Below are 25,771 nucleotides of genomic sequence, written 5' to 3'. Positions count from 1 at the left end.
CCATGAGAAACATCAACGTATTTACAAATGGCACCAGCCTGTCACAAGAGACAAAAGAAGTCCTGGTTCAAAAGTTTGAAGAAAATGGATTCACTGTTCGGGAAGAGTACGCCCCGGACAGTGAACTAATCGTATGTATCGGCGGAGATGGAGCCTTTCTCCAGGCCGTACATACTTACGATTTTCCAGAAAGTCCTTTTATCGGGATCAATACCGGCCATCTGGGATTCTTTCAGGAAGTGGCTCCCGAAAATCCTCGAAAGTTGGATGCTTTTATCCGCGACTACAAAGCCGGAAAATATGCCCTGCAGCCCTTGAATACGGTGCAGGCCGCCGTCACCACTCAGGATGGAAGCAAAGAAATCCACCGGGGTTTGAACGAAATTGTTATCCGTGGGAATCACTCCTATTCGGTTCATCTGAATATTTCCATCGGCGGCAGTCCCATCGAAAAATTCAGCGGCGATGGAATTCTGGTAGCCACCTCTGCCGGCAGCACAGCTTATAATTATTCCTTGGGCGGTTCAATCGTCGATCCGAGAATCAAGCTGCTTCAAGTGACTCCCATCGCTCCCATGAACACGACTGCGTACCGTTCCTTTACTTCCAGCATTTTACTGCCTTCAGAGCTTTCTTTAGGGGTTGTGCCGGAAAGCTCCAAGAGCAACCGCATCTTTCTGATGAACGATGGGATTGAGCATGAATATACCGATGTAAAGGAGATTAAAGTGGAGTTTTCCGATACCATCATCAATCTGCTGCGCTTTGAATCTTACGATTTTTGGGACAAGGTTAAAACCAAGTTTTTATAGTAGTTAGGAGAAACATGGACCAATTCAGATATATTCTTACTGAAGAAGATAAAGACATCCTGGATGTCAAAGGCGTACTGCGCCGCAAATTCGATTTTTCCGCCCGCATGCGGACCAAGATCAAGCGGGACAAGCTGGTTTATCTCAATGGTAAACAGACAGATGGCTGGCTGCCGGTAAAGACCGGAGACGTGGTTTCCATCCGGCTCCCCCAGGAAACCAGCGACTTTACCCCAGAGGACATTCCCATCACTGTTGTCTACGAGGATGACAGTCTGCTGGTCATTAACAAACAGCCGGGCATGGTCGTCCACCCTACCAAGGGACACGTCACCCATACTCTGGCCAACGGCATTATGAAATACATGATAGACAGCGGCCAGAATTACAAAATACGCTTTATGAACAGGCTGGATATGGATACCTCCGGCCTGGTAGCCGTAGCCAAAAACGCCCACTGTCAGGCCAGCTTTATGAAGCAGAGCCAGGCCGGTCTGGTGGAAAAACGCTATCTAGCCATCGTCAAGGGGTTAATCCCTTCCGATGCCGGAACCATCGATCTTCCCATCGGCCAACCGGATCCGGAACGGGTGGAGCGGGCCGTAACAAAGGACGGCGCGCCTTCTGTGACCCACTACAAAGTAGCCGAACGGTTCAATTCAGGATATTCTTTGGTGGAACTGGCCCTGGAAACGGGCCGCACCCACCAGATACGGGTTCATTTGGCCCACATCGGCTACCCCATTGTCAGCGATCACTTATATGGAGAAACCAACCCCTTTCTCATCGAACGTCAGGCGCTGCACGCTTTTCAGCTTTCCCTGTCCCATCCGGTCACAGGAGAGCCGCTTTCTTGTGAAGCCGCCCTTCCCCAGGATATGCAGCAGCTCTTGGACCAATTACGGGGAAAGAAATAGGCTCAGTCCAAAAAAGGGCGCGACATTTATCCATCGCGCCCTTTTTATTACATCATATTTAATTTATCTTCTGAATCCTCAGTCCAGCCTGTCTTTCTTTGGTTCCAGCTTGATGCTCAAAAGACCCAGAACCACGCCGATTACTGCAAATACAATCGATGCGATTCCAATAGCGCTGAGCATGGCATCGAAATTGCCGAGGAACCCATTACCGTAGGTCTCCTGATAATATTCAGGCCCCCACTCACCTTCATACCATCTGAGCCAAGGACCTGCCAAACCGCCCATAACTGCAAATCCCAGGAACATCCCGCACATCTTTCTCAAATCGCCCACAGCCAATCTGGTCTTTGGATTGATCGGAAATCGCTGCGGATCCTTTTTGGCCAGGCCGCCGTACATTCATTTCCAAATCACGTACAGAACCGGACCGGAAACAATGCCGATCATCCCGCCGATAAAGTAGTCAGTACCATTGAGGAAGAACAGCGCAATCGCAATAAAGATAGGTACGATACAAATCAAACATAGGAAACCATATCCGCCCGGAATACGGAACACGTATTCTTCTTTCGGAATCCGCTTTCTAAGGATCATCGCAGACAGGTAAACCATGATGTAAGATGCTACCAGCATAAATACATCCACGATAACAACCTGGGCAAAACCAAAGTTAATGAGAATCAAATTGACAATGCCAACCGATAAGACCGCTACCCATGGAACACCATGTTTCTTGTCGCATTTAACCATAATCGGCGGGGCCAGATAATCATCGGCCAGCGCAAAGAATCCGCGGGAACCGGAAGCAATATAGGTATTGAAAATTGAACAGTTTGCCACAACTGCTACGATTACGAAGAACACGCCGAATGCCGGCCCCCAGAAATGAGCGGCAACATCTGCGTATCCCACCGTTCCCGGCTCTGTGCCCCACTGTTCCCAAAGTCCCAAAGAACCGAGAGCTGCTGCCGTCGGAAGAATATAGGTCGCCATGATCAGAGGCACTGTAATGATTGTAGCCTTTGGAATAACTTGTGGATTGGCTACCTCTCCCGCAATCGTGGACATGGATTCATATCCAGAGTACATCCACATGCCCATAGCCAGGCCGCCTCCGATATAAGTCACCCAATCGGCAAATGGAATTCCTTTGGCTCCTGTGATTTCTCCGTCTGCCGTAAACGGCATGAATGGATTGTGGTCCATATTGGTAAACCCGCAAACAGCAATCATAGCAAAAGCTACAATAACAAAGATCGCCAGAACGGTGCTGACAATGCCCACATCCTTGATACCTCGAATATTAACCCAGATAAAGATTGCAATAACAACGATTTTGACGATCATTTCCGCCGTATGGGAAAGGTTCCACTGCCCGGCAATATAACCGCCTACTAAAATAACGTACAGGGAATTGTCAATATAGATGGAAACCGTTCTCCACCATCCTGCCTGAAACCCCCAAAATTCTCCCAGAGCTTCCTGCACCCACTTGTAATAACCGCCTTCCTGCGGCCGGACAGAACCCAATTCTGCAGCAACCAGACCGAATGGAAGCCCCCAGACAAAGGGGAGCACCATCAGCATGACTAAAGTCAAGCCGGGACCGGAAGCAGGAATCATTTCTTCTATTCCATAGCAACCCGCAGCTACCAGGCAGAAGATCATGAATACCACCGTCGATGTCTTGATATCATGTTTTTTTAACCCATGTTCACCGACATCTACCATGGTCGAACTTTTTTTCAGTTCACTCATGCTATCGCCTCCTTAACTTATAAAATTAGTGCGCATCGATTAGGTTCTTCTATTATAATTCAAATTCAGAATATTTGCAATTATTTCAAATCATATTCTACCAATTTATTAAAAAGCTGCCGCCTGGATATGTCGAGGATTTCCGCCACCTTATTCATATCTTTGGGATACCGTTCCAAAAGACCTGTGATATACTCCTTTTCCACCTTGCTGCGATAGTCTCTCAATGAAACGGTATAATCGATCTCACTTACCGCAGCGGCCGGCCGGTAATTTTGATTTTTAACCACGTCGGACGGCAGATATGCTTCCAAAATCTCACCCCGTTCCGACAGAACCACAAGCCGTTCAATTATATTCTTCAGCTCTCGCACATTGCCCGGGTAATGATAGCCGTTGAGAAGCTGACTGACTCTGGGTTCGATATCCGTGATCACCTTATTCATTTCCCGCTGGTACTTGTCGAAAAAGTATTCGATGAATAGCGGAATATCTTCCGGACGGTCCCGCAGCGGCGGAAGTTCCAGCACAATGGTACTGATCCGGTAGAACAAATCGTCCCGGAAACAACCGTCGCTCATATCCTGCTGCAGGTTATGGTTGGTGGCCGTAATCAGACGAAAATCCACATTGATGGGCGTGCTGCTGCCCAAACGATAGATTTGCTTGTTTTCAATGGCCTTCAAAAGCTTTGCCTGCAAATTGATGGAAACGCCACCGATCTCATCTAAAAATAGCGTGCCATCGTTGGACGCTTCAAAGAGTCCGATTCTCCGCTTATCCGCTCCTGTAAACGCACCCTTCTCATGACCGAACAGCTCGGATTCTAGAATGGACTCAGACAGCGCTTGACAGTTTAATTCCATAAAGTTAGCGTCGCAGCGTTTGCTCTTCTGATGAATGAAGGAGGCCAGCACCTCCTTGCCAGCACCCGATTCTCCCAAGATTAAAATATTGGATTCGCTCTGAGCAGCTCGTTCTGCCAGCTCCAGCATCTGTCGGTACTTTTTATTTTGGCTCTCCAGCATGAAGCGGCCGCTGACCTTCTCTTTGAGAATAGCGTTGTCCCGGCGGATTTTCTTGGTATCGCGAATCTTGCGAATCTCCAGGAAAAGCTCTTCCGGATCCCTTCCTTTGGTTACATAGGTGTAAGCACCTGCTTTCATGGCATCGACTGCTTTTTCAATCGTTCCATGGGCGGTCAGCATAATTACTTCCGTATCATACTCCCGTTTTTTAATCTCTTCCAGCAGCTGGCGGCCGTCCATCACCGGCATGCACAAGTCGGTGATTACTAAATCAAAGGGCTTTTTCTCCAGTTTTTTCACAGCCTCCTGCCCATTGCTGCAGGTGTCCACCTTGTATCCCTTGCCCGTCAGAATCATTTTCAGTACATCGCAATAGTCTTGTTCGTCATCCACAACTAAAATATTAAAATTATTTCCCTTACTCAAGTTTATCCTCCTCCATTCTGATAGGAAGAATCACCTTAAAGGTGGTGCCTTCTCCCACTATACTCGTAACTTTGATCTCGCCGTTCATCTTCTGAATTTCATTATATACGATGTAAAGGCCCAGACCGTTTCCTTTGGTCATGCTCTTGGTGGTGAAGAACGGATTGAAGATATCTTCCATGATCCCTTCCTCGATCCCAGTGCCCGTATCCCGCACTTCCACATAGAACTCGTCTTCTGTTCGGTAAACTACGATCGTCAGCCGCCCCATCTCTTCCATGGCGTCGACCGCATTGGAAATTAAATTGATAAAGATCATATCAAAGGACTCCACAGCCATTTTTACTTGAAAGTCTTCGCCGCATCGGACTGTAATATCGATTTGTTTTTTCTTCAGCATGCCTCTGTTGAGAGAAATCACCGAATTAATATGCTTTTTTATGTATACTTCTTGAACCTGCTTCTTGGATATGCGGGAAAAGTTCAACAAGTTATCGATAATGTTTCCAGCTGTTTTCGCGGATTTTTCGATCACCTGCACGGCCTGTTCCTGCGCCTCCTCATCGTTCATAGTTTTGAGGACATAACAGTAATTGCGGATAATGCCCAACGGGTTTCGGATCTCATGAGCCACGCCTGCAGCCAGCTGCCCCACCGCAATCATTTTATTATCCTGCAGCATCTGGCGCTCAGCCATCCGTTCCCTGGTCACATCACTGGCCATAAAAAGCAGTTTCTCGGCCTCACCTTTGGGGTTTAGAATCGGGAAAATATTCACCTCCAGAATTCGATTTTTTAGTGTAATCTCTCTGGAAGTCCCTCTTCTTGTATCCCGTGTATCAAAAAGCATCGTTTCCAGAATATCAGTCAATTCGGGAGACAATTCCAGGGCCTCGGCAATGGTGCTTCCCATCACCTGCCGATTAATGTAATTGAGAAAAGCTTTATTGATATCCAAAATCGCCCCTTCAGGCGTCAGCTCCGCCATATAATAGGACACGCCGTTGAACGTGGTCTGCATCTCCTGCTTGCTGGCGGTCAGCTGATTCATCCGCTCTGTCAATTCGTTATATAAATTTTTATTAGATTGATAATAAAAGAAGAAGGCGCAGAACACTGCCGCAAAGACGATGATTAAAAGCGCCGCCGCGTCTTTATATCTGCCTTCCTTCACAAAAGCGTCGCCCAGCCCGTACCAATGCTCCTGGGCGCGCCCCATCAGCACCCGGGTGTCCGCCTCCTGAATGCATTGGTTCAATATGCTGTAAAGAACCCCGTCCTCTTTATCCGTCATGATACAGACGTTGTTTTTGTAAAGATTGGCATACATATCCACATATTTGCCGGTAAGCTCCCGGCTGGAAAGTGCCGCTATGATCCCAGGCTGATCTCCCAGAATACAGTCTGCATTGGTCTCTTGAGCCAGCTTAACCGCTTGATCAGTCCCTTCGACCTCTGTCAGCTCGATTGCTTTGCCGTCATAGGAAAGGGTTCGTTTTTCTTCATCTGTAAATTGCCCTTTGATGCATATTCCTTGAAGAATTTTCTTGGCAGAGCTGGATTCTTGATTGATAAACATGGTGCCCGTCACCTGAAAGAGCGGTGCGGTAAAACTAATTTCGTCCAGCTGCCTTCTAAGAACATCATCCACAACAACGATCCGGGCATCAGCCTCTTTCTCATCCTGTTCAACCAATTTAATCCGCAGTCCGGAGGGCTCTGCAATGGATTGTATGTATTCCTCCAAAAACCCTTTCTGCAGATAGTCCAACTCTTTGGAAACCGTCAAGATAACCCTCTTTTTTTCCGTAACAAAGCGTAGCTCTGATTGATTGAGCGCCAGATTGTTTTCTTTGTCCGGCGAAATTCGATAGGAATCGGAAACAGCGGAATAAAGAACCATGGCCAGAATAGCTGCCAGGAGAATGATGATGAAAAGGACTTCTTTATTTCTTTTTTTCATCTAGTTTTTCCTCCTTGCCAGCTTTTCGCCAAAGATGAGAATATCCCTTTCCAGTCTGCTGATTTTTCCAAATTCGCCCTTTGCCAAGGCTGCCATAATCAGGCCCAGGACCATCCATACTCCAAGCAGCACCATTTCATCCATGGAGTTGGCTTTGGTAAGAGTGTCTTGTACATAAATAATGAAATACAGGCCGGAGATCACGGTCATAGCAATTCCCAGCGGAATACCGCATTTTACCCGAAAGGGTCTTGCTAGCTGCGGCTCTTTCATTCTCAAGACCAGGAAAGAAAGACATACCCACCAATATCCAAAAAGGGAGCAGAAAGCGCTGATGTCCACAAACCAAATTAAGGCATCCCGGCCCAAAAGGGGCGCCGCGATACAGACGCAGCCCACCAGGATGGTAGCGGTCCACGGGGTCTTGTATTTGGGGTGAACCCAGCCAAAGACCTCCGGCAGCATCTTCGCCCTTCCCATGGCAAAGATCAGTCTGGTGGCTCCCATAAAAAATCCGTTCCAAGAAGTCAGCACCCCCAGCACGCCGCCAAAGATAAGAATGGTACCCAAAGTCTGGTCCCCGTAAGCATAGGAAATTACATCCGCTGCCGGTATGGTTCCTGACATGCGGATCTCCACCGGCGCTGATAAGGCCAATCCTATGATAATGATCATATAATAAACCACGCTGAAAATAATGCACACCAGGACCATCTTTCCAATGCCTCTTGGTGAAATGTTCATCTCTTCCGCAGACTGAGGAATGACGTCAAATCCGATCAGCATAGCAGGGATCATCAGAAACACATAGATAAATCCGTCCAGAGAACGGAACTTATCGCCGATGTTATCGATGCTGCCAAAGGTAATGCCGCCGAAGAGGAGCATCAAGGCCACAATAATGACAGCCGCAGTAGCCATGACTTGAAAGATAATCGCCGGTCTTGAGGCAAAGAGATTGAGAAGAAGCATGACTACAGCGCCTGCCATACCGATGATTGCCCAGGAAAAATGCACCGTGTATCCGGCGATATCCCATAAAGGCAAAAATTGTCCCACCGGAAACATCGCATCCAAAGCCGTCGCCAAGGCGATACCTTCCCAGGCTGCGACGCCCAAATAGGCCAAAGCCATGACCCATCCCACCATCCAGGCAACTTTTGCTCCCATCGCACGGTACACATAAACCACTTCTCCGCCAGCCAGGGGCAGCGCGGAAGTAAGCTCTCCATAGGCGGCCCCCACGTCCATAATAATCAAAGCACCGATGATAAATGCGATGATCGTCCCCCAGAATCCGGCCTGTGTCAGCCAGGTGGTAGCCAGCATGACCCAGCTCCATCCCACCATGGTGCCGAAACCGATGGCCAGAATGTCCGTCCGGCCCAAAACTCTGCTCAAGCTGTTGCGATTGTTCTCCATAAGCTCTCCGTATCACTACAATTAAATAAGGCAGCGGGCATTTTGCCCACTACCCTATTATACTTAATATTTCCGGTTATTGAAAGGAATAACTAGAATCTCTTGTAATCGTCGCCAAACATCTGATATTCGATTTCAGCTTTAGAAACCTTGCCGTTAGCCGAACACTTGTTGATGATGAACAGAACCACACCAAGTACGATCCAGCCGCCTACCAGCGCCCACTCGATTCCAGTCAGCGGAGTCGGGCTGTAGATCGGCAGATAGAGGGATGCCATGAACAGCGCTACTGCTACAGCTACGATACCTACCAGTGTTCCGCCCTTAATCTGGAACGGACGATCCAGCTGCGGCTCCTTCTTTCTGATAATGAGGAAGGAAAGGGATACCATAAAGTAAGCTACAACTGTACCAAAGGCCGCTGCGTCTACAAACCATACCAGCGCGCTCTTTCCCAGAAGCGGCGACAGAATTGTGATTACGCCTACCAGCAGTACTGCAGCTGTCGGGGAACCGTATTTGGGATGAACTCTTCCAAAGATAGCCGGAAGCATGTGAGCTCTTGCCATGGAGAAGATAACTCTCGATGCTCCTACGATAAATCCATTCCAAGAGGTCAGAATACCGCACATAGCCGCGATGATCATCAGTTTACCGAATACCGGGTGTCCCAGAGCATAAGCAAAGCAGTTGGCAACTGGAACCGCGTTAGGGTCATTTACAAACCCGGTCCGGATCGCTTCCGGTGCGGAAAGGGCAACACCCAGAATCATGATCATGTACCATGCTGCCGCCATGCTGATGGCGATAATCATAACTTTACCGATTTTATTGAGGGGCATATTCATTTCTTCCGCTGCCTGCGGGATAACGTCGAATCCAACGAACATGGCAGGTACGGCCAGAACTACGGCTACAAAACCGCTTCCATCTGTGAAAGTAGGTATCATATTGCTGACATCGCCTTTGATCGCGCCTGTGCAGAAGAATGCGATACCGCCGATGGCCATGGCGATGGTGGCTGTTGTCTGGAAAACAGCCGACGCTTTGGCGCCTCTGTAGTTGATGAAGGTCATGATAACCGCGCCTATACTCCCGATCAGCAGGAACATTCCCGTTACATCAGAACCCTGTACCGTATAGAGGGTTCCCAAATCCGGCAGAACTCCGCCGAAGAGGAATCCCAGCGCGTTGGAAAGGGCAGGACCTTCCCAGGCTGCTACGCCCAGATAAGCCAGGGTGATCATCCATCCAGTAAACCAAGATGCATTGTAGCCCATGGCTCTGTACGAGAATACCAGCTCGCCGCCTGCAAGAGGCAGCGCCGGTGTCAGCTCCGCATAGGTCAAACCTACGAATATGGCCATCACGCCGCCCAGTGCGAATGCCAGTATTGCGCCTACAACGCCGCCGTTGTGCACCCAGGATCCGGCCAGCATAATCCAGCCCCATCCGATCATTGTTCCGAAAGCCAGTGCCAGAACGTCCTTCATATTGAGGGACTTCTGGAGTTCTTGTCTTCCTCCTTGACTCATAATTACTCTCTCCTTTGTTCAAATACATAAAATTATATAATTGCCGAAAACGCATCCGCCGATAGCCCGGCGGACCGTTTCCAAAAATAAAACCTGGTTGATGTCTTTTTCTTGTTACGCGGACAATTGTAATTCGAAAAAACGGTTACCAATTAATTGGTGATTATAAACATTCTTTGATTGCTTCTTCGTAAATCTCAAGACCAGCATCGATCTGAGCGTCGGTTACGCACAGCGGGCACAGGAAACGGATTACGTTGTTATAAGTTCCAGCAGCTTCCAAAATCAGGCCCTTCTTAACTGCAGCGTTTACAATGCTGGCTACCAGGTCAGCGGCCGGAGTCTTCTTCGCTTTATCTGTTACAAATTCGATACCCATCATGCATCCGGTTCCTCGAATGTCGCCGATCACATCATATTTCTTCGCCCATTCGTTGAACTTAGCTGTGCATTTTTCTGCAATTGCTCTTGCTTTTGCCGGATAATCTTCCTTTGTCATAACATCGATTACCTGCAGTGCTGCTGCGCAGGATACCGGGTTACCGCAGTATGTACCGCCGATGGTTCCGGCTGTTACCGCATCCATGATTTCAGCGCTTGCTGTTACGGCTGACAGCGGCAGTCCGCCTGCGATGGATTTTGCTGTGGTCATGATGTCAGGTGCGCATCCTGCTTCTTTGTAGTATTCGGACGCGAACATTCTTCCGGATCTTGCCCAGCCTGACTGTACTTCGTCTGTGATCATCAGAATTCCGTTGTCGTCGCAGATCTTTCTTACTGCCTTAACCCATTCGATCGGTGCCGGAATAAATCCGCCCTCACCCTGTACAGGCTCGAATACGATGGCTGCAGTCGCATCTTTCGGAGTCGCCTCGATGAATACTTCTTCCAGCTTGTTTACGTAGTATTCGATCGCTTCTGCTTCGCTCATGCCTTCCGGTCTTCTGTAGAGGTTGGGGAACTCTGCTCTGTATACGCCGTCTGGGAATGGTCCCATGCCGATCGCATATGCTTTCTTAGCGGTCATGGCCATGGTCATCTGCGTTCTTCCGTGGAACGCGCCTGTAAATACGATGATATTCGGACGGCCTGTTGCGCTCTTAGCGATTTTAACAGCGTTTTCGTCTGCTTCTGCTCCGGAGTTAACGAACATGGTCTTTTTCTTGTCGCCTCTTACTGGCACGATTTCGTTCATCTTCTCAGCCAGCTCGATGTAACGTTCATGGGTTGTGATGTTCATCATTGCATGGAAGTATTTTTCGGACTGTTCTTTTACAGCATCGATCAGCTGAGGATTGCTGTATCCGATATTCAGTACACCTACTCCACCTACCCAGTCTAAGATCAGGTTGCCGTCAACGTCTTCGATCATTGCGCCTTCACCGCGTTTGATAACCAGCGGATATCCGCACTTGATCGCACCCGGAATCGCTGCTTCTCTTCTGGCAATGATTTCCTTTGCCTTTGGACCAGGTAACGGTGTTACGATTTTCGGTAATGCTTCTCTTAACATTTTGTTTCCTCCCTTGAGTTTTCTTGTGAATTCTGCCGTACAGGCAGATTCCTTGATCATCCATCTGTTATTACTTAGTTACAAAAATCGTGCCATAGTTAAAAACTTAACACATAATTTTTGTAGAAAGCCGGCGGAAATCGTTGAAATTTACACACCGGCTAAATTTAATTTTTCTGAATATTGGAGAGTTCTACAATTTCTCCCATGAAATAATATGGAAATTTTTTTCCGAGTTAAAACCGTTTATAGTCGTTACCAAACATCAGATATTCGACTTCTTCCTTGGATGCCTTGCCATTGATCGAACACTTGTTAGCAATGAATAGAATGATGCCAAGCACGATCCAGCCGCCTACCAGTGCCCATTCAATCGGTGCCAGCGGTGTCGGACTGTAGATCGGCAAATACAGAGAAATAAAGAATAGCGCTACCAGGACTGCGCAGATTCCTATGACATTCCCGCCCTTTACCAGGAACGGCCGCTCTAGATCAGGCTCTGTTCTTCTCAGTACGCAAAACGACAGAGATACCATGAAATATGCGACCACTGTTCCGAAGGCAGCTGCGTTTACAAACCAGCTCAGCGCGCTCTTTCCAAGGAGCGGCGACAAAACGGTAATCAGTCCCACCAGCAGAATCGCTGCTACAGGCGAATCATATTTCGGGTGAACTTTTGCAAAAATAGACGGCAGCATCTTGGCTCTGCTCATGGAAAATAAAACTCTGGTTGCGCCTACAATGAAACCATTCCAGGAAGTGAGGATTCCACACATGGCCGCGATAATCATCAGTTTTCCGAATACTGGGTGTCCCAGCGCATAAGCGAACGTATCGGCTACCGGTACAGAATTGGGGTCTGATGCAAAACCGTTTCTGACATCCACCGGAGCAGAAAGAGCTACGCCCAGGATCATAATCATATACCATGCGGCCGCCATTCCGATCGCAATGATCATCACCTTTCCGATTTTGCCCAGGGGTATTTTCATTTCCTCGGCAGCCTGCGGGATTACGTCAAAGCCGACGAACATGGCTGGTACGGCCAGGATGACTGCTACGAATCCCTTGCCGTCTGTGAACACCGGGATCATGTTACCGATATCGCCCTTAATAACGCCTCCGCAGAAAAATGCGATACCGCCGATGGCCATGGCGATGGTGGCAGTCGTCTGAAATACGGCAGAGGCCTTTGCTCCACGATAGTTAACAAAGGACAAAATTATCGCTCCTATACAGCCGATCAGCAGGAACATTCCTGTAACCTCGGATCCCTGTATCTGGTAAAGAACGCCTAAATCCGGGAGCAGATTCCCGAATAAGAAGCCCAGCGCGTTGGCAAGGGCAGGGCCTTCCCAAGCTGCTACGCCAATGTAAGCCAGCGTGATCATCCATCCGGTAAACCAGGATGCGTTATAGCCCATTGCCCGATAAGAAAAGACCAGCTCCCCGCCTGCCAGTGGCAGTGCCGGTGTTAGTTCCGCATAGGTCATACCTACAAATAATGCCATAATACCGCCAAGCGCAAAAGCTAAAATCGCTCCGATTACGCCGCCGCTGGCAACCCAGGATCCTGCCAGCATGATCCAGCCCCAGCCGATCATCGTTCCAAAGGCCAGCGCCAAAACGTCTTTCATGTTTAGAGACTTTTGAAGTTCTTGTCTTCCTCCGTGACTCATAATGATTCCTCCTTGTAATACAAATAATTTAATAAGTTCATTAGAACAATCCTTCTCTTCGTAAATTGTTCTTCTGTCCTCCATAAATTACCTGACAAGGGTCCTCTATGGCATTTCTTCTTTCTACGGCCACCTCCTTATTTAAAAATTTTTATATCTATTGCGTAAAACTATATATTACAAAAAACATGCCATAATTAAAAGTTTAACAACAATCAGACCTGGTCCCTTTGCAACCAGCGGCAATAAAAAATCTGTCAATTCTGACAGTAAGACAGTCAAAGAAAAAAGTCGGAAATATATTTCCACTTTTTACAGATTAAAAAAGGAAACTTATTTCCGACTTTATCCAAAATCGAATTCTATTCTTTATCTAATTTTTTCAGCAAATTTGTTAATGGCTTCTGAGGATGTATGAAGTTTTGCATTTTCAGAACGAGTACCCCGTTTGGCTACCAGCTTCATAATCAGTTTATCAAATCCCTTTTGTGCTTCCAAGGGAATTTCTCCTCCGAAACTCCCGGTAGCAATGGCCTTTTTCAGTAATTCTCCAGGAATGTTTTTTTTCATGTACATATCTGTCTGTCCAGTAAAGCAATTACAAGTAAAAAATGCACATTTCTTTCGCATCAGCGTTTCTTTATTGCGAAGTATAAAATTTTTAGAGGCTTTATGAAGCGCACCCATCCGTATGCTTCCGCCTACAATAACACAGTTATATTGGCTCAGATCCGGCTTTTCCTTGGTCAGGTCACACAAAGTCGCATCATCCACCAGTGCCTTTAAAATTTTGGCGCATTTGGCAGTGGTTCCGGTCTTGCTTGCATATGCAATCAGTACGTTCATAATACCCTCCTTGTTCTTTTGTTGTCTTTTTCTACATTTATACCGTTTTTCCTTTTTTCTTTAATACTCCAAATACTGGGACTATGCTTCCAACATAAGCGGCTGTGGCCATGGGAATGATAATAGTCATGGGAAAGCATAAAAGCAGCACGCCGATGACCGTAAGGGGTTTGCGCATGATATACCCGCACAGCGCGGACACACATACCGCCACTGCAAATACAGGTTCTGCCCCTGTAAGCATAGCTAAGGAGTAGCCTATACAAACTCCTGCAAAGATGATCGGGAAAATATTCCCGCCTCTCCATCCCAAATTAACGCATAAATTGATAAGAACCAGCTTGACCACACCGGTCAAAAACAGAAGTGCAAAACTCTGCTGCTGCCAGACTTCCATCATTTCCGCCATTTCATGCTCACCTGAAAACATGGTCCAGGGGAACAACGTCCCCAGCGCTGCCAGAAAAAGCCCCGCTAACATACAACTGGCGATCCGATGGTCAGCGATCCTTCCGCCCAATGCTGAGGTGATCCGGTCGCAGAGCATATAGGCCATGCCGCACAATATACTGATCAGCACAAAAAGCGCAAACCATTTCCAGTCGGAAATGGTAATGTCCACATCACGTCCAAATCTGGCAATGCCCATTCCTCCGCCGAAAAATTGTCCTAATCCGCCCATAGCCCCCAGCGCGCCGGCAACAGCGGCTACATAGACCAGAGTCTTGGCCTTTTTCATGTCCAGCTTTTCCGCAGGCGTTTTAAGAGGCTGCTCATCTTCCAGATCTTTATTTTCAAAGTTGTTGGCAATCCCTACAAAGGGAGAGTTGAAAATCACACCCAGCGTAGCGGCAATTCCCGCATTCGCCAGCTCTCTTACCTCAGAGCCCTTATATTTCAGCCGGTCACCGATCCAACAGCACAGACCAACGATAATTCCCGTCAAGCCGGCTTCCGGACCCAAACTACCGCCGAAAATAAGCGGCAGCAGTGCCGATACTGCCAGTATATGCAGCCGGTCATAGGGATATGTACCATTTTTCTTCAAGTCTGCCATAACATCTTCCAGCGTATCCGGAAGTACTCCGAATTTTTTTTGCCACAGGCCAATCAAAAGGCCTCCTGCAAGGCAGACAATAAACGTGTATAGAACAGGATGTCCAACGTTTTTGGGAATCACCTCCCATAGGAGATGAATTCCCAAATTCATGACTTTTAAAAGGGCCCAGACGACAGCTCCCGCAGCCGCTCCCAAGCAAAGAGCAAACAGAGCGAACACGCCCAGACTTCTTTTTGTGATCTTCTCCATTGCAAGTATCCTTTACTTTTCTGCCAGAAAGGTTTCTACATATTCTACGTCCGATGGAGTATCCACATATTGGGTACCTCTTTTCTGACGTGTTTCCCGACCTTTTCCGGTAATCAACACTACCGTATTGTCGTCAGCTGTTTCGATCGCCTGACGAATGGCGTCTTCCCTGTCGACAACAATATTGCATTCGCAGTCGTATTCATGTACGTGGCTGGCGATCTCTTGGGAAATTTTCATAACCGGTTCCTCACCCGCATCTTCTTCTGTGATAAAAACCTTATCCGCATATTTACCTGCGATTTCACCCAGCTCTTTTCTTCGTCCGAAAGCCTTCTTTCCAGGGCATCCAAAAACGATAGTGATCTTTTTTCCTGGATATTCCTTTTTGGTCGATTGGAACAGGGATTCGAAGCTCATTTGATTGTGAGCATAGTCGACGATCACATCCAGTTCTCCGCTTGTGCTGGTATAGATTTCCATCCGGCCGCTGACCCGGGCTTTTTTCAGCCCCGCTTTAATGTATTCCATTGGAATGTTCAGCCCATAGGATATGGCGATCGCCGCCAGCGCGTTTTCCACATTGAACAGTCCGGTCATGCCGATTTTGAAATCTTCATCAAAGCTGTCACACCTGACTCTAAATGAGATGCCCCGTTTGCCCGGTTCTACTTCGTATCCATAAAGATCGGCTTCCGGTTTGAGTCCGAAAGTAATCAGCTTTTCTGCCTTGCCTGCCGCCGCGTCAATCGCCATCCCGGCATAATCGCTTTCCATATTGATGCAGGCAATCCGACACTGTCCAAACAGCACCATCTTTGCCGCCAGATAATCCTCAAAGCTGGGATGCTCCACATCGCTGATATGGTCTGTACCGATGTTCAGGAAACAGCCCACATCAAAGGTAATACCATAGGTCCGATCATATTTAAGCGCCTGGCTGGATACCTCCATGGTTAGAAATTCAATTCCGCTTCTTACCGCATTATCGTAATGGCGGTGCAAATCCAGTGCTTCCGGGGTTGTCAGATGGGATTCTTCGTTGATAACGCCGTCGTAGTTATCAATTCCGGAGATAACGGCGCTGACAGGCTTTTTCTGATCCCGCAGATATTCATCCAGAATGTATTTCATAAAATAAGTGGTGGTAGATTTTCCTTTGGTGCCGGTAATGCCTGTTATGGTCAGTTCTTTCCATATCTGGTTGTAAAATAAGTCCGCCATCAGCGCCATGGCCCGGCGCATATTGTTGACGATGATATATGGCGCATTCGGCGCTTCCCGATCATATTTCACCTCGCTCACATAGGCAAAAGCGCCTTCATCCAGGGCGCTCAGAAGATAATCGACGGTAAAGTGGACTCCTTTACAGATGAACAAGGTGTCGTAGCGGATATCCTGCGAATTAAAGGATACATAGTTTACCTTTTTCTCCATCGTTTCTTCCGGTATCCGCATTTCGGCAATGAGACCGTTTTTGTCCAGTATTGCAATATATTCCTTCAGTAAATGCAGCCTGTTTATCATTTATCATTCCTCCTAAGCTTTTTTTCGCAGAGTACGACCGCTTCCTTGGCCATCGCCTCCATGGCGTCCACAAAATAATCCGACAGCTGGTATTGTTCTTTAAAGCAAGAAAGCTCCGTACAGGCCATGATTACGCAGTCACATTCCTGATCCCGGAATTCTGTCTCCACCGCTTCAAAATCATCATAATCGATCGGTCCGCCGTCTTTTACTCCATCGTAGATGATTTTCATAACCAGCTTCTGGTTTTCCGGTGACGGTATGATGGGGATCAGCCCCTGCGCCCGGCACTCCTTTTGATAAAGGCCCATCTTGACCGTGCCGTCGGTTGCCATAATTCCCACTTTTGCTCCCGTTCCGTAGGTATGAACAATTTCCTTAACTGCGGCTTTAATCATATTGACCACCGGCAGACTGGTTTTTTCCTGCAGTTCATTGATGAGCACATGGCAGGTATTGCAGGGAATCGCGATATAATCTGCCCCGCTTTTTTCCAGCGTATCCGCATCCTCTGAAAGACGGCTGAGCAAGTCGTCCAGCTGATCCTCCATGATCGCCTGAGTCCGGTCCGGCATGGTGGCATGGTTTAAAATAACCATGTTAATATGTTCCTGATCTTTGCAGGCCTGTGTATTTTCAATCATCATTTTGTAAAATAGTTGTGTGGCCAGTGGTCCCATTCCCCCGATCACACCTAGTACCTTCTTCTTATCTTTCATCCCATTCTCCAATTTTTTAATTATTCTTGGCAATCGGCCAATTACAATTCGTAGTACTTTTTAAAAGCCGCATGATGTCTGTGCATATTCTTGAAGATGCGCAGTCTACGAATCAGTCCCCGGTCCGGTCCGTAAATGAGCGGATTGGACACTTTTCCGGCATCCATCAGCCTGCGCATTTTTTCCCTGTATTCTTCCGGCCGAATATAGGTGAACGCCACTTTTTTCGGTACGACCGTAAACATATGCTCGTTTTCTACAGCCTGGAATTCCATAGGCTTGTCCAGAATATAATCGTCCACCAGCAGCTTGGCGATATTAGCGCCGGCCCCGGTCACATAGTAATTGCTTCGTCCCTGACGGGTATTGATTTCAAAGACTTTATATTTTCCATCTCTCTGATCATATTTAATATCAAAATTTGAAAAGCCCACATATCCGATTTCCTCCAGCAGCGCTTTAAACTGACGCATAATTTTTTCATTTTTTTCGGTGATAATGACAGCATGGTTGCCCAGTCCATGAGGCGTATGCTCTTCCAGCAGCACATGCCCCAGGCACATCATCTGAACTTCACCGTGCTTGTCCGAATAGTTGGTTAACACACGCATGTAAGTGTCGTCGCCGGGAATAAAGTTCTGAATGATGACCGAATCCTCATATCCGGAGCCATAAATATCCGAAAGGACCGACAGACTGGCCTCCCAGCTGTTTTCCTTGTAAACCTTTTTCTGGGTTGGGTAAGGATGTCTCCAGTATTCAATGCCGTTGGACGGCTTAATGATATACGGTCCCTCAAAGGGCGCTTTCACATTCAGCCCCAGCTCTTTTTTATGCACATATGTCGTAGGATAATCCACGCCCACTTTCTCGCACATGGCGTAAAACTTTTCTTTATGAATCAAGTCATTCATAAGATCAATGTCAATATAAGGCGCAATCACGTTCTCTGCGAAGTTGTCCTTATTCTGACTGGCCAGCTGGACATAGCTGTCGCCGCAGCCGATCAAAAGGACGATTTCATCCTTATGGTCCGCTGCGAACTCGTTAACCAGCCTGAGGAATGTTTCCTGTTCATCTGCCTTTTCATCGGCTTTATAATCTATAATCTTGCTGTCCATGCAGGGGCCGGTGGGATATTTTCCATAAGCGCTGGAAACGATCCCGTACGCCTCATGGAACGCCCTGGCCACACTGCAGACATTTATATCTCCTGCAAAAAGTAATGGTACGAATTTTTTATCCATCGTGTTTCTCCTCTTTTACTCTCTAGTCTGTTAAAAAGGCGCAAAACCTTACCCTATATTATAATACGTTTTCTTCAATTTTACCAATGATTTCATCTCTAAGAGCATCTATTTTTTTGAAATCCATATTGGGTATATAATAGCTCTCTAATCGATCATGTTCTTTTTTTGCTCTTACAATGCACTTTGTGGCTTCTTTGATAAGCTCTGACATCCGTCTTCCGCAGTCGGCCAGCATGGGTCTTGCTTCCTCCAGCCTAGGCCATCCTATAATGTCATTCATATCGATCAGATGAATCTCCTCTTCCCGTTCCCATGGCTCCAAGTCGTGATACTGGTTCAAAGAAAGGAAGGCAATTTTCAGCTGGGGAATGAGAAGATGTTCCAGTTTGACCTGCGGTTTCATCGGACAGTAGAAGGCTTCCACGTCCAGGCCCCGGTAAATGGCGCTCTCGGCTATGATATTCAGCAGCCTGGCATTGCTCAAACCAACAGGTCCGGTAATCATATACAGCCTTTCATAGCCGTCGATGAGCGAATCCAGATGGTGCTGCACGCCCTCCGGCGTTATGGCGCTGGCGAACTGTTTTTTCATTTGCCCCGGATTGAGAGCAATCTCTTTATGAGACAGCTCATCGCCTACGATTCCCGCGGCGATCTTATACAGTTCCCCATCTTCGATAGCATCCTCATAAGCCGCAGCCAAGGCGTCGGAAAGGTCTCCTGCCGCTGCCAGATAATTATACGCATAACCGAACCACTGTTTGATCTTGCGGTTGCTTTCCATGACGTGGCTCTTGCATTTTTTCAGCGCTTCCCCGTTCCAGAATTCGCCAAGATGAACGATGCTGTCTACTGCGCCCGGATTGACCGGATCCACCACATGGGGACTGGTCGCGTCGATGATGGCGATTTTTTTCTGCTTGAGGACAATTCCATCCAAAGAGGATGCATCGGAAGAGCACCACATGAAATCCACATCTTCACCCCGCTCGACAAAGTGCTCGCCAATCCTGCTCATAAAGGTGGATTTGCCCACTCCCGGTCCGCCCTTGAGGCAGATGATGCGATTGGCCTCCTGCTGTCCCAATATGTATTGATAATACGAGAAAAAGCCCTCCGGTGTGTTTCCGCCTGGATAGATATGTCTGATTTTACCGTTCAAAATATATTTCCCCCTTTTAAGTTTACCTTTCCTATACTATGCACAGGAGGCACATCCATGTGACAAAAAGGAAACGGCAAAATTTTTGCGAATGAAAACTTTCTTTCGCAAAAACTTGCCGTTTGTTAAATTCAATCATGAAAGTGCGCCGGTTACTCACCGGCTTCTTTTTTTGTCAGCTCTACCAGCAGGGGATATTTTCCCATCACATATTGGTAGCCCTGCGGGCTGTGAACAATGGTGCAGTCGCTGCAATCCTTAATCCCCGTCTCCGTGTATTTGAAGCGGCCCCCGCAGCGATCTCCAAGTGCGTAAAGAGGACAATAGCAGAACAAACAGTTGAACTGCTGAGGATCTTTAACCTGGTGACACGGGAAAAATTCACAGTCCTTATGGCTGAAAAACTGGTAGTTTTTTTGTTCCTGCTTCTGACTCACCGCATTACCTCCTTAGAACTGTCCCGGCGTATAAGTATTGATCTTGGAATCATCCTTAGTATTGGCGCGAAGGTTTCCTCTCAATATATCGTAAAAGGCAGCATCTGTAGCTGTCATATAAGCAGTTACCCAGCAGATCGCCAATCCTAAAATCCAATCGATCACTACCATCATGACCGATCCGCCGATAAATGCAAAGAAGAATTCGCTGACGATGGCAATGGCAAATGAAGTGAGCAGGAGCCATCCGATAAAGGATAGCTGGAGGCAGAAATACTTGGCTTTATTCCCGTTCATCAGCCATTTACTCTCATTAATACATTCCATGATCCCTTTATTGGGATCATCGGCAAGAATGAAAAATGCCTGGCTGTAACGAATCGCGGCAATGATACCTGGAACAATAAGCAGTAATGTCCACAGGAAAGTAAACAATCCAACCATAAACATCAGACCTAATGCCTTGAAAAACTGTTCAAATCCGGAAAACACCTGTGCCACGTCCAGTTGCCTTGCGCGGAACAAATTGATGAAAAAGATCGTCAGTCCAAGGGTAAATGCTCCTGTCACCAAAAAAATATAGACACCGGACATGGTGGATATCTTTTGCGCGCCGTAGCTGATTCCTTCCACGATATCGGAAGCCATTCCATAGGAATTGTCATAATAGATATTACCGTATAGCTCCGCCAGCGTCTTTCCGAAAAGCTGGTCCAAAATCAGTGCCGGCAGCGTAACGCAGATCTGATAAATCAGAACCGCTGTGATTGCGATTTTCCACTTGCCTGCCAAAGCGTTCCTCCCTAGCGCCCGCAGGTTTGAACTGGGTTCCAGTACGATGATATTATTCATTTCTGTTCTTCCTCCTTAAATTGAATGTCAAAAAAATCCCTTACAAAGTTAAGTTTTAGATTATCATAGAACATTTACGGTGTCAATGACGGCCGCACAATTGGATTTGGTTAAAAGGTCAGATCCACCAGCAGTTTTATCACCGAGACTGCCAGAGCGACGATGGAACAGACCAGCCCTACCGCAGCCATGCCGTTTCCGCCGTAAGCAGTCTTTTTTGCTTCCTTTCTGGCCTGAACGCCGAAAAGGATTCCCACAGCACCTAGAACCGGGGCCGCAAAGATAAAGAGCCAGATAAAAACGATGCTGAGCACGCCCAGGGTGAAGGCAATCACAGCTTTCTCGTTCATGGCCTGCCGGTAAACGCTTCCTTTCGCTTCCTCAATCTCTTCGATGATGGTTTCCACTTCTTCGTTTTCGTTGGCAAGATTCAGCTCTTCTGCCCTTCTCTTCTTTTCGTCCATAATGTCACCTCGCTGTTCTCTAGTTCGATATTGGTTTCTACTTATATTATATCACGAGCAAGCGTATTAAACGACATGAATGTCAGCATTTTCTTGCAGAAAAAGATCCTGCCAGATCAATAGCTCATTCTAGCAGGATTTTCATGATTTCATTATAGAAGGACTGGTCATACTTCTTATTCTGGTCCCACGATGAGTTTACCGTAGCATCGCTCTTGCGCTTGCTCCGACGGCGTCCACCCATAGGCTGCCTGTGGATTTCCAAAGGCAAAGACCCCCAGGAGCAGGCACAGGCACAATGTCAGGGCGATCGCTTTCATAGTCTGCCTCTCTTTGTTCATTGTGATGTCCCTTTCTCTTTCCTGCGTTTTCTAACGATTAAAATGATGGATGCAGTGATGGCAACCGCCGCAATGCAGGCGATGACGATCCAAATCCGGGCGCTGCCGCCGCTGCCCGGGTCAAGGGTTTCCCCTGCGCTCAGGTCAGCCTTCAGGTCTTCTTGGTGTTCCACTACCGCGAAAGGCGACAGATGAGTAACGGATACATGGTAAAGGCCGTCGTCTTTTAGCCCCCCGTCCTCAAATTTGAGGCCGTCCTCGCTTCCATGGAGGACTTTCAGATCTTTCTCCCGATCAGACTCCCGAATAGGAAAGGCTACATCCAGGGTTCCTTTGAATTTTGGTGTGTCCGCTTTGATCTCTTTTCCCTGCTCATCGACCAGGGTTAGGGACACATCATAGGATGCCAGTACATCATCGGAAGCAGCGTCCTCAATTTGCTCATGCCGCGGGTCGGTTTCATCGTACGCCTCTACTTTAAGGACCGCCCTGGTATCGACCTCATCGCCGGTAACTGTGATACCGGTGTCTTTGTCAGTCAGGACCGCCTTATCGTAGATCGGGCCGCTGCCTTTCTTTTGGACAGCGCTGTCTTTCTGCCCGGTTTCCTCTTTACCGCCGGTTTCTTTGCGCCCTGCTTCAGGTGTTTCCTGTTTGGCAAATTTTACATGCACGGTCGCATTCTGCTCCGGCATGGCAAAGCTGGTTTTGACAATTCCTTTTTCGTCCGCTTTTACTTCCAGCTTCTTGATGGTTTTCCCTTTTTCATCGTACAGCTTCAGATTATCTACCTGCCTGCCGCCCTCCGGGGTGGCCGTCACTTTCACGGCCTGGCCGCTGACGGCTTTGTGGATTTCTTTATCCTCTTCATCGGCCACGATCAGGCTGCCCTTGCCTTTGATGTCGGTGGAAAGAGCATAGCGGTCCGGTACGGTTCCCAGGATCGGATAGCCGCTATTGGTCCCTTCTTTGATGATCCACCGGCACAGGTCTTCGGTCTTGGTGACGTTTTTGTTGAGAGCCGCAAGAAGATCATTGCCTTTCATCTGTTCCTCGGTCAGGCCGATCCCCTGAGATGAATACACATCCTTTCCTGTCTGGTAGAATACATCCCGGATGTCAGCGCCCTGTTCACCGCTGAATACTGAGCCTCTGACGATTCCGGCATCATAGCAGTTAAATACAGTGCTGGCCTTACGATTATAGCTGAAACTGCTATCGCTTGATAAATCTCCTGTATTGTAGCAGTTGCGAATGATTCCGGCATTATCGCCGGCTATCGCTCCAAGCCTCGAGTATTTGCCATTGGCAGTTATGGAAAGGGAATTATAGCAGTTTTCTATTGTTCCTGCCTTGCCATTTGATTGTGCAATTGCCCCAATTACACCATCATACGAATTGGTCACAGGCCTAGTCTTATCGCCCAGGATTCCACAGCCTGTTATCAACCCATTGTTTTCTCTTGCTATAAGGGACATGAAACCAAGGAATCTTTGGTCGCCCGTCGTAATCAGCAGGTTACGGACAACCCCATCTTTGCCGATAGTATCAAACGCGCCCCACCAATCCATCCCGGTTATCGTATGGCCGCCGCCGTCAAAGGTTCCGTTGAACCCTTCTTTGTTTTGTCCTAATACTGCATTCTTACTAGCTTTTTCCTTCCAAAAGTCAATATCAGCAGTAAGCTTGTAATTGGCTTTGTTATATGTATCATCTTCCTTTGCTTTTGTCGCATAATCCACATAATCCTGCGCAGATGAAATGAGATATGGATTCTCCTCTGTTCCTTCGCCTTCTTCTTCCGCATTGGTAAAGTCAGCCTGGAAGGTGCAGTCCTGATAGGACATGGGATAGGTGAAGGTATAAAATCCATCCTTATCGGCCTTCATCAGTTCAAGACTATCGCCGGTTGCGATATCCACCTTTGTCTTGTAATCCTTAGAAACCCATTTGAGACTGCGGAGCTTAGCGCCCTCTTCTACTTTTAGTTTCAGCGTCAGCATCCTTCCTGCTTGTACTTTGCCGCTGATGGAATTTCCTTCTTCATCTGTTACCGTCAGGCTCCCCCGCTGGTCGGAAAGGCTCACGGAGACGGAGGATTGTTCTTTCTTATTTTTGTCGCCTGCCAGCATTGCAATGAGTTTGCTTCTATTATAGTTGACATCTTCAAGATCCACTTTGGCCTGGGCTTTGGACGGATTGTCTTTGTTTAAGGTCGTACTGCACCAGTATGCCATTTCTGTATAGTTATTGGCCTTCAAAGTTAGGCGAGGCAGCATATACCCTCTTCCATCCCTTGTCATCACATATTCAGCATTGGACGGGAGACCGGAAAGCCCGCCGTTTTTTCTCAGATAGTCAAGAAGGTTCCCGCTCACGGCATTATAGGCATCGCTCTTTGTGATCGCCGCCACATCGGCATAGGTTCCCGGCATCGAGTAAAACCCATCACTCGTCCGCAGTAGATTGAAATAATCCTGTCCGTAATAATACCAATAAGACCAACCAGAATCTACTTTTTTTTCCTCTCTATAGACTACGCCTTCGCCGCTGACTCCCGGGTCTTTTAAAAATAAGTATGGCGTTCCATCTATGGCGATCCTATAAAAATTCATTTGCGGTCTCGTATTCGCAGACCAAGCTGTATAGATTTCTTTACTTTGCAGAGGCAGCCAGCCGGCAGGCCGATAATATGTTTTATGCGTATCTTTCTCTGCGTAATTCAGGTCTTTTGCCGTCTGAACATCGTATGGCCGCATCAGGGCGGGGATATTCATTTTCAAATCCACATAACTTTTGTATTTTGAATCCATTTCCTGGTATCCGGTAAACTGCCTGGTTAAATCATTGATCGCGTTGATCGTACCATTGGCCATCTGCTCATATTGCTTTGACATGTTTTTCAGGGTACTTTTCTTGTCAGGGTCATTCTCGTACTTGGCGCTATAATAGTCAAAGTAAACCCGATTCATCCGTAATGCTAACTCGAATACCTGCGCGCAGTCGTTGGCTGCAGCTGTCATTGCTTCATACTTTTGATGGTCAAAAGGTACGCTTATATTCAGTAAGGTCCATAATTGTCCCGGATAGGTTTGGGACAGTTTGGTGTTTGCGGATCTTCTGGAGGCTGCATTTGCTTCATAGCTTGGATAAAGGACACAGCAATAGGAGGCTATCCCATCCAGTTTTTTCTTGAAATCCAATTGCCGGAACGCCTTTTCCAGGTTTTTTCTGCTGTTATTAAAATCTATTTTTGCATCTTCCACTTTGTCATCATTTGCTTTCCCCTCGCTTTGGTCTAAAACCGCCTGCGAGTAATCCGAAGCAGCCTGCAGGTAGGCGGTATACAGGTCTTCTGTTCGCGATAATTCCATATAAATTCCATTGATCCCTTTGTGCAGCTGCTCCACCTGGCCTTTTACATCATATTGGAACATTTGATTGAGAGCACCTTGAATCGATTGGTCCATGGTGTCGATTTGGTTGCTTATGGCGTTCAGCTCCTCCAATATTTGTTCGGAGGAGTGGTCAGCTTCGCCTGCAAGGAACAGATTGTCCGCATCTACTACAAACTGTTCAATGTTTTTCAGTGTTTCGTTTTCCGTATTGTCGATCGCCTCGCCCATCAGCTTTAAAAATACTCCATTGACTACGTTTAGTGTTGCATCTAACACTTTTCCTATGGCCCAATCCGCAACAACCTCAGCGTGGGCTTCATTTTTCTTTACAAAAGCGCCGCCCAGCAAATAACTTGTCACTAAGGCAAAGCATATAACAAAAATCCCTATTCTTTTTCTTATCACTTCGC

Annotated in this window: 21 protein-coding genes; 2 read left to right on the top strand and 19 right to left on the bottom strand. The window is 47.4% G+C overall.

The genetic code is table 11. The annotated features are described in order from the left end of the window. The first annotated feature begins 2 nt into the window (after positions 1-2). Both NIA71_RS02785 and NIA71_RS02780 read left to right on the top strand, forming a co-directional pair. Positions 3-812, top strand: a complete 810-nt coding sequence (locus tag NIA71_RS02785) for an NAD(+)/NADH kinase (RefSeq protein WP_148395010.1) — start codon at positions 3-5, stop codon at positions 810-812. A gap of 14 nt (positions 813-826) precedes the next feature. Next, entirely contained in the window at positions 827-1,729 is a 903-nt protein-coding gene (locus NIA71_RS02780) for an RluA family pseudouridine synthase (RefSeq protein WP_148395008.1), read from the top strand. Between the two features lie 78 nt (positions 1,730-1,807). Here the strand turns inward: NIA71_RS02780 and NIA71_RS02775 are convergent, their stop codons facing one another. From NIA71_RS02775 to NIA71_RS02685, 19 genes are all read right to left on the bottom strand, one after another. Then, on the bottom strand, positions 1,808-2,131 hold the full coding sequence (locus tag NIA71_RS02775) for a hypothetical protein (protein WP_253019640.1): 324 nt from the start codon (positions 2,129-2,131) through the stop codon (positions 1,808-1,810). Further along, entirely contained in the window at positions 2,132-3,490 is a 1,359-nt protein-coding gene (locus tag NIA71_RS02770) for an APC family permease (protein ID WP_253019639.1), read from the bottom strand. 80 nt (positions 3,491-3,570) lie between these two features. After that, entirely contained in the window at positions 3,571-4,944 is a 1,374-nt protein-coding gene (locus NIA71_RS02765) for a sigma-54-dependent transcriptional regulator (RefSeq protein WP_148395004.1), read from the bottom strand. Next, positions 4,937-6,907, bottom strand: coding sequence for an ATP-binding protein (locus tag NIA71_RS02760; protein ID WP_253019638.1), 1,971 nt, complete (start codon positions 6,905-6,907; stop codon positions 4,937-4,939). Before NIA71_RS02760 ends, NIA71_RS02765 begins: the two co-directional genes overlap by 8 nt. Further along, a complete protein-coding gene (locus tag NIA71_RS02755) occupies positions 6,908-8,329 on the bottom strand; it encodes an APC family permease (RefSeq protein WP_253019637.1) in 1,422 nt (473 codons plus the stop codon). A gap of 92 nt (positions 8,330-8,421) precedes the next feature. Beyond that, positions 8,422-9,864 carry an APC family permease gene (locus NIA71_RS02750; RefSeq protein ID WP_148394998.1) on the bottom strand — a complete coding sequence of 481 codons (1,443 nt, stop codon included), beginning with the start codon at positions 9,862-9,864 and terminating at the stop codon, positions 8,422-8,424. A gap of 163 nt (positions 9,865-10,027) precedes the next feature. Beyond that, on the bottom strand, positions 10,028-11,377 hold the full coding sequence (locus NIA71_RS02745; RefSeq protein WP_227755223.1) for an aspartate aminotransferase family protein: 1,350 nt from the start codon (positions 11,375-11,377) through the stop codon (positions 10,028-10,030). A 236-nt stretch (positions 11,378-11,613) separates the two neighbouring features. Then, entirely contained in the window at positions 11,614-13,056 is a 1,443-nt protein-coding gene (locus NIA71_RS02740; protein ID WP_227755224.1) for an APC family permease, read from the bottom strand. Positions 13,057-13,425: 369 nt separating this feature from the next. After that, positions 13,426-13,902 carry a flavodoxin domain-containing protein gene (locus NIA71_RS02735; RefSeq protein ID WP_148394993.1) on the bottom strand — a complete coding sequence of 159 codons (477 nt, stop codon included), beginning with the start codon at positions 13,900-13,902 and terminating at the stop codon, positions 13,426-13,428. A 37-nt stretch (positions 13,903-13,939) separates the two neighbouring features. Next, positions 13,940-15,211, bottom strand: coding sequence for a chloride channel protein (locus NIA71_RS02730; RefSeq protein ID WP_253019636.1), 1,272 nt, complete (start codon positions 15,209-15,211; stop codon positions 13,940-13,942). Positions 15,212-15,223: 12 nt separating this feature from the next. Continuing rightward, positions 15,224-16,738, bottom strand: coding sequence for a Mur ligase family protein (locus NIA71_RS02725; RefSeq protein WP_148394989.1), 1,515 nt, complete (start codon positions 16,736-16,738; stop codon positions 15,224-15,226). Continuing rightward, a complete protein-coding gene (locus NIA71_RS02720; protein WP_148394987.1) occupies positions 16,735-17,457 on the bottom strand; it encodes an aspartate/glutamate racemase family protein in 723 nt (240 codons plus the stop codon). The genes NIA71_RS02725 and NIA71_RS02720 overlap by 4 nt, the downstream gene beginning before the upstream one ends. Before the next feature lie 41 nt (positions 17,458-17,498). Next, the gene (locus tag NIA71_RS02715; protein ID WP_148394985.1) at positions 17,499-18,704 is read right to left on the bottom strand and encodes an ATP-grasp domain-containing protein; all 1,206 of its coding nucleotides are present in this window, start codon (positions 18,702-18,704) and stop codon (positions 17,499-17,501) included. A 58-nt stretch (positions 18,705-18,762) separates the two neighbouring features. Continuing rightward, entirely contained in the window at positions 18,763-19,869 is a 1,107-nt protein-coding gene (locus NIA71_RS02710) for an ATPase (protein ID WP_148394983.1), read from the bottom strand. Positions 19,870-20,021: 152 nt separating this feature from the next. Next, complete coding sequence (locus NIA71_RS02705; protein WP_148394981.1) at positions 20,022-20,306, bottom strand: cysteine-rich small domain-containing protein; 285 nt, start codon at positions 20,304-20,306, stop codon at positions 20,022-20,024. Between the two features lie 12 nt (positions 20,307-20,318). Then, entirely contained in the window at positions 20,319-21,158 is an 840-nt protein-coding gene (locus NIA71_RS02700; protein WP_227755227.1) for a DUF975 family protein, read from the bottom strand. 110 nt (positions 21,159-21,268) lie between these two features. Beyond that, entirely contained in the window at positions 21,269-21,622 is a 354-nt protein-coding gene (locus NIA71_RS02695) for a DUF4190 domain-containing protein (protein WP_148394976.1), read from the bottom strand. 176 nt (positions 21,623-21,798) lie between these two features. Further along, positions 21,799-21,963, bottom strand: coding sequence for a hypothetical protein (locus NIA71_RS02690; RefSeq protein WP_253019635.1), 165 nt, complete (start codon positions 21,961-21,963; stop codon positions 21,799-21,801). Continuing rightward, positions 21,960-25,766, bottom strand: a complete 3,807-nt coding sequence (locus tag NIA71_RS02685; protein ID WP_253019634.1) for a hypothetical protein — start codon at positions 25,764-25,766, stop codon at positions 21,960-21,962. Before NIA71_RS02685 ends, NIA71_RS02690 begins: the two co-directional genes overlap by 4 nt. Positions 25,767-25,771: the final 5 nt, after the last annotated feature.

This window comes from Ihubacter massiliensis (genome assembly GCF_024125305.1).
Lineage (GTDB): Bacteria > Bacillota > Clostridia > Peptostreptococcales > Anaerovoracaceae > Hominibacterium > Hominibacterium faecale.
The sequence above is the reverse complement of the archived record's forward strand: the minus strand, read 5'-3'. Positions and strand labels throughout refer to the sequence as shown.

Coding starts and splice junctions, on each gene's coding strand:
- NIA71_RS02780 (WP_148395008.1), top strand. CDS start 827: ATGGACCAATTCAGATATATTCTTACTGAAGAAGATAAAGACATCCTG.
- NIA71_RS02785 (WP_148395010.1), top strand. CDS start 3: ATGAGAAACATCAACGTATTTACAAATGGCACCAGCCTGTCACAAGAG.
- NIA71_RS02715 (WP_148394985.1), bottom strand. CDS start 18,704: ATGGATAAAAAATTCGTACCATTACTTTTTGCAGGAGATATAAATGTC.
- NIA71_RS02695 (WP_148394976.1), bottom strand. CDS start 21,622: ATGGACGAAAAGAAGAGAAGGGCAGAAGAGCTGAATCTTGCCAACGAA.
- NIA71_RS02730 (WP_253019636.1), bottom strand. CDS start 15,211: ATGGAGAAGATCACAAAAAGAAGTCTGGGCGTGTTCGCTCTGTTTGCT.
- NIA71_RS02745 (WP_227755223.1), bottom strand. CDS start 11,377: ATGTTAAGAGAAGCATTACCGAAAATCGTAACACCGTTACCTGGTCCA.
- NIA71_RS02760 (WP_253019638.1), bottom strand. CDS start 6,907: ATGAAAAAAAGAAATAAAGAAGTCCTTTTCATCATCATTCTCCTGGCA.
- NIA71_RS02735 (WP_148394993.1), bottom strand. CDS start 13,902: ATGAACGTACTGATTGCATATGCAAGCAAGACCGGAACCACTGCCAAA.
- NIA71_RS02775 (WP_253019640.1), bottom strand. CDS start 2,131: ATGTACGGCGGCCTGGCCAAAAAGGATCCGCAGCGATTTCCGATCAAT.
- NIA71_RS02770 (WP_253019639.1), bottom strand. CDS start 3,490: ATGAGTGAACTGAAAAAAAGTTCGACCATGGTAGATGTCGGTGAACAT.
- NIA71_RS02740 (WP_227755224.1), bottom strand. CDS start 13,056: ATGAGTCACGGAGGAAGACAAGAACTTCAAAAGTCTCTAAACATGAAA.
- NIA71_RS02725 (WP_148394989.1), bottom strand. CDS start 16,738: ATGATAAACAGGCTGCATTTACTGAAGGAATATATTGCAATACTGGAC.
- NIA71_RS02755 (WP_253019637.1), bottom strand. CDS start 8,329: ATGGAGAACAATCGCAACAGCTTGAGCAGAGTTTTGGGCCGGACGGAC.
- NIA71_RS02720 (WP_148394987.1), bottom strand. CDS start 17,457: ATGAAAGATAAGAAGAAGGTACTAGGTGTGATCGGGGGAATGGGACCA.
- NIA71_RS02750 (WP_148394998.1), bottom strand. CDS start 9,864: ATGAGTCAAGGAGGAAGACAAGAACTCCAGAAGTCCCTCAATATGAAG.
- NIA71_RS02690 (WP_253019635.1), bottom strand. CDS start 21,963: ATGAACAAAGAGAGGCAGACTATGAAAGCGATCGCCCTGACATTGTGC.
- NIA71_RS02700 (WP_227755227.1), bottom strand. CDS start 21,158: ATGAATAATATCATCGTACTGGAACCCAGTTCAAACCTGCGGGCGCTA.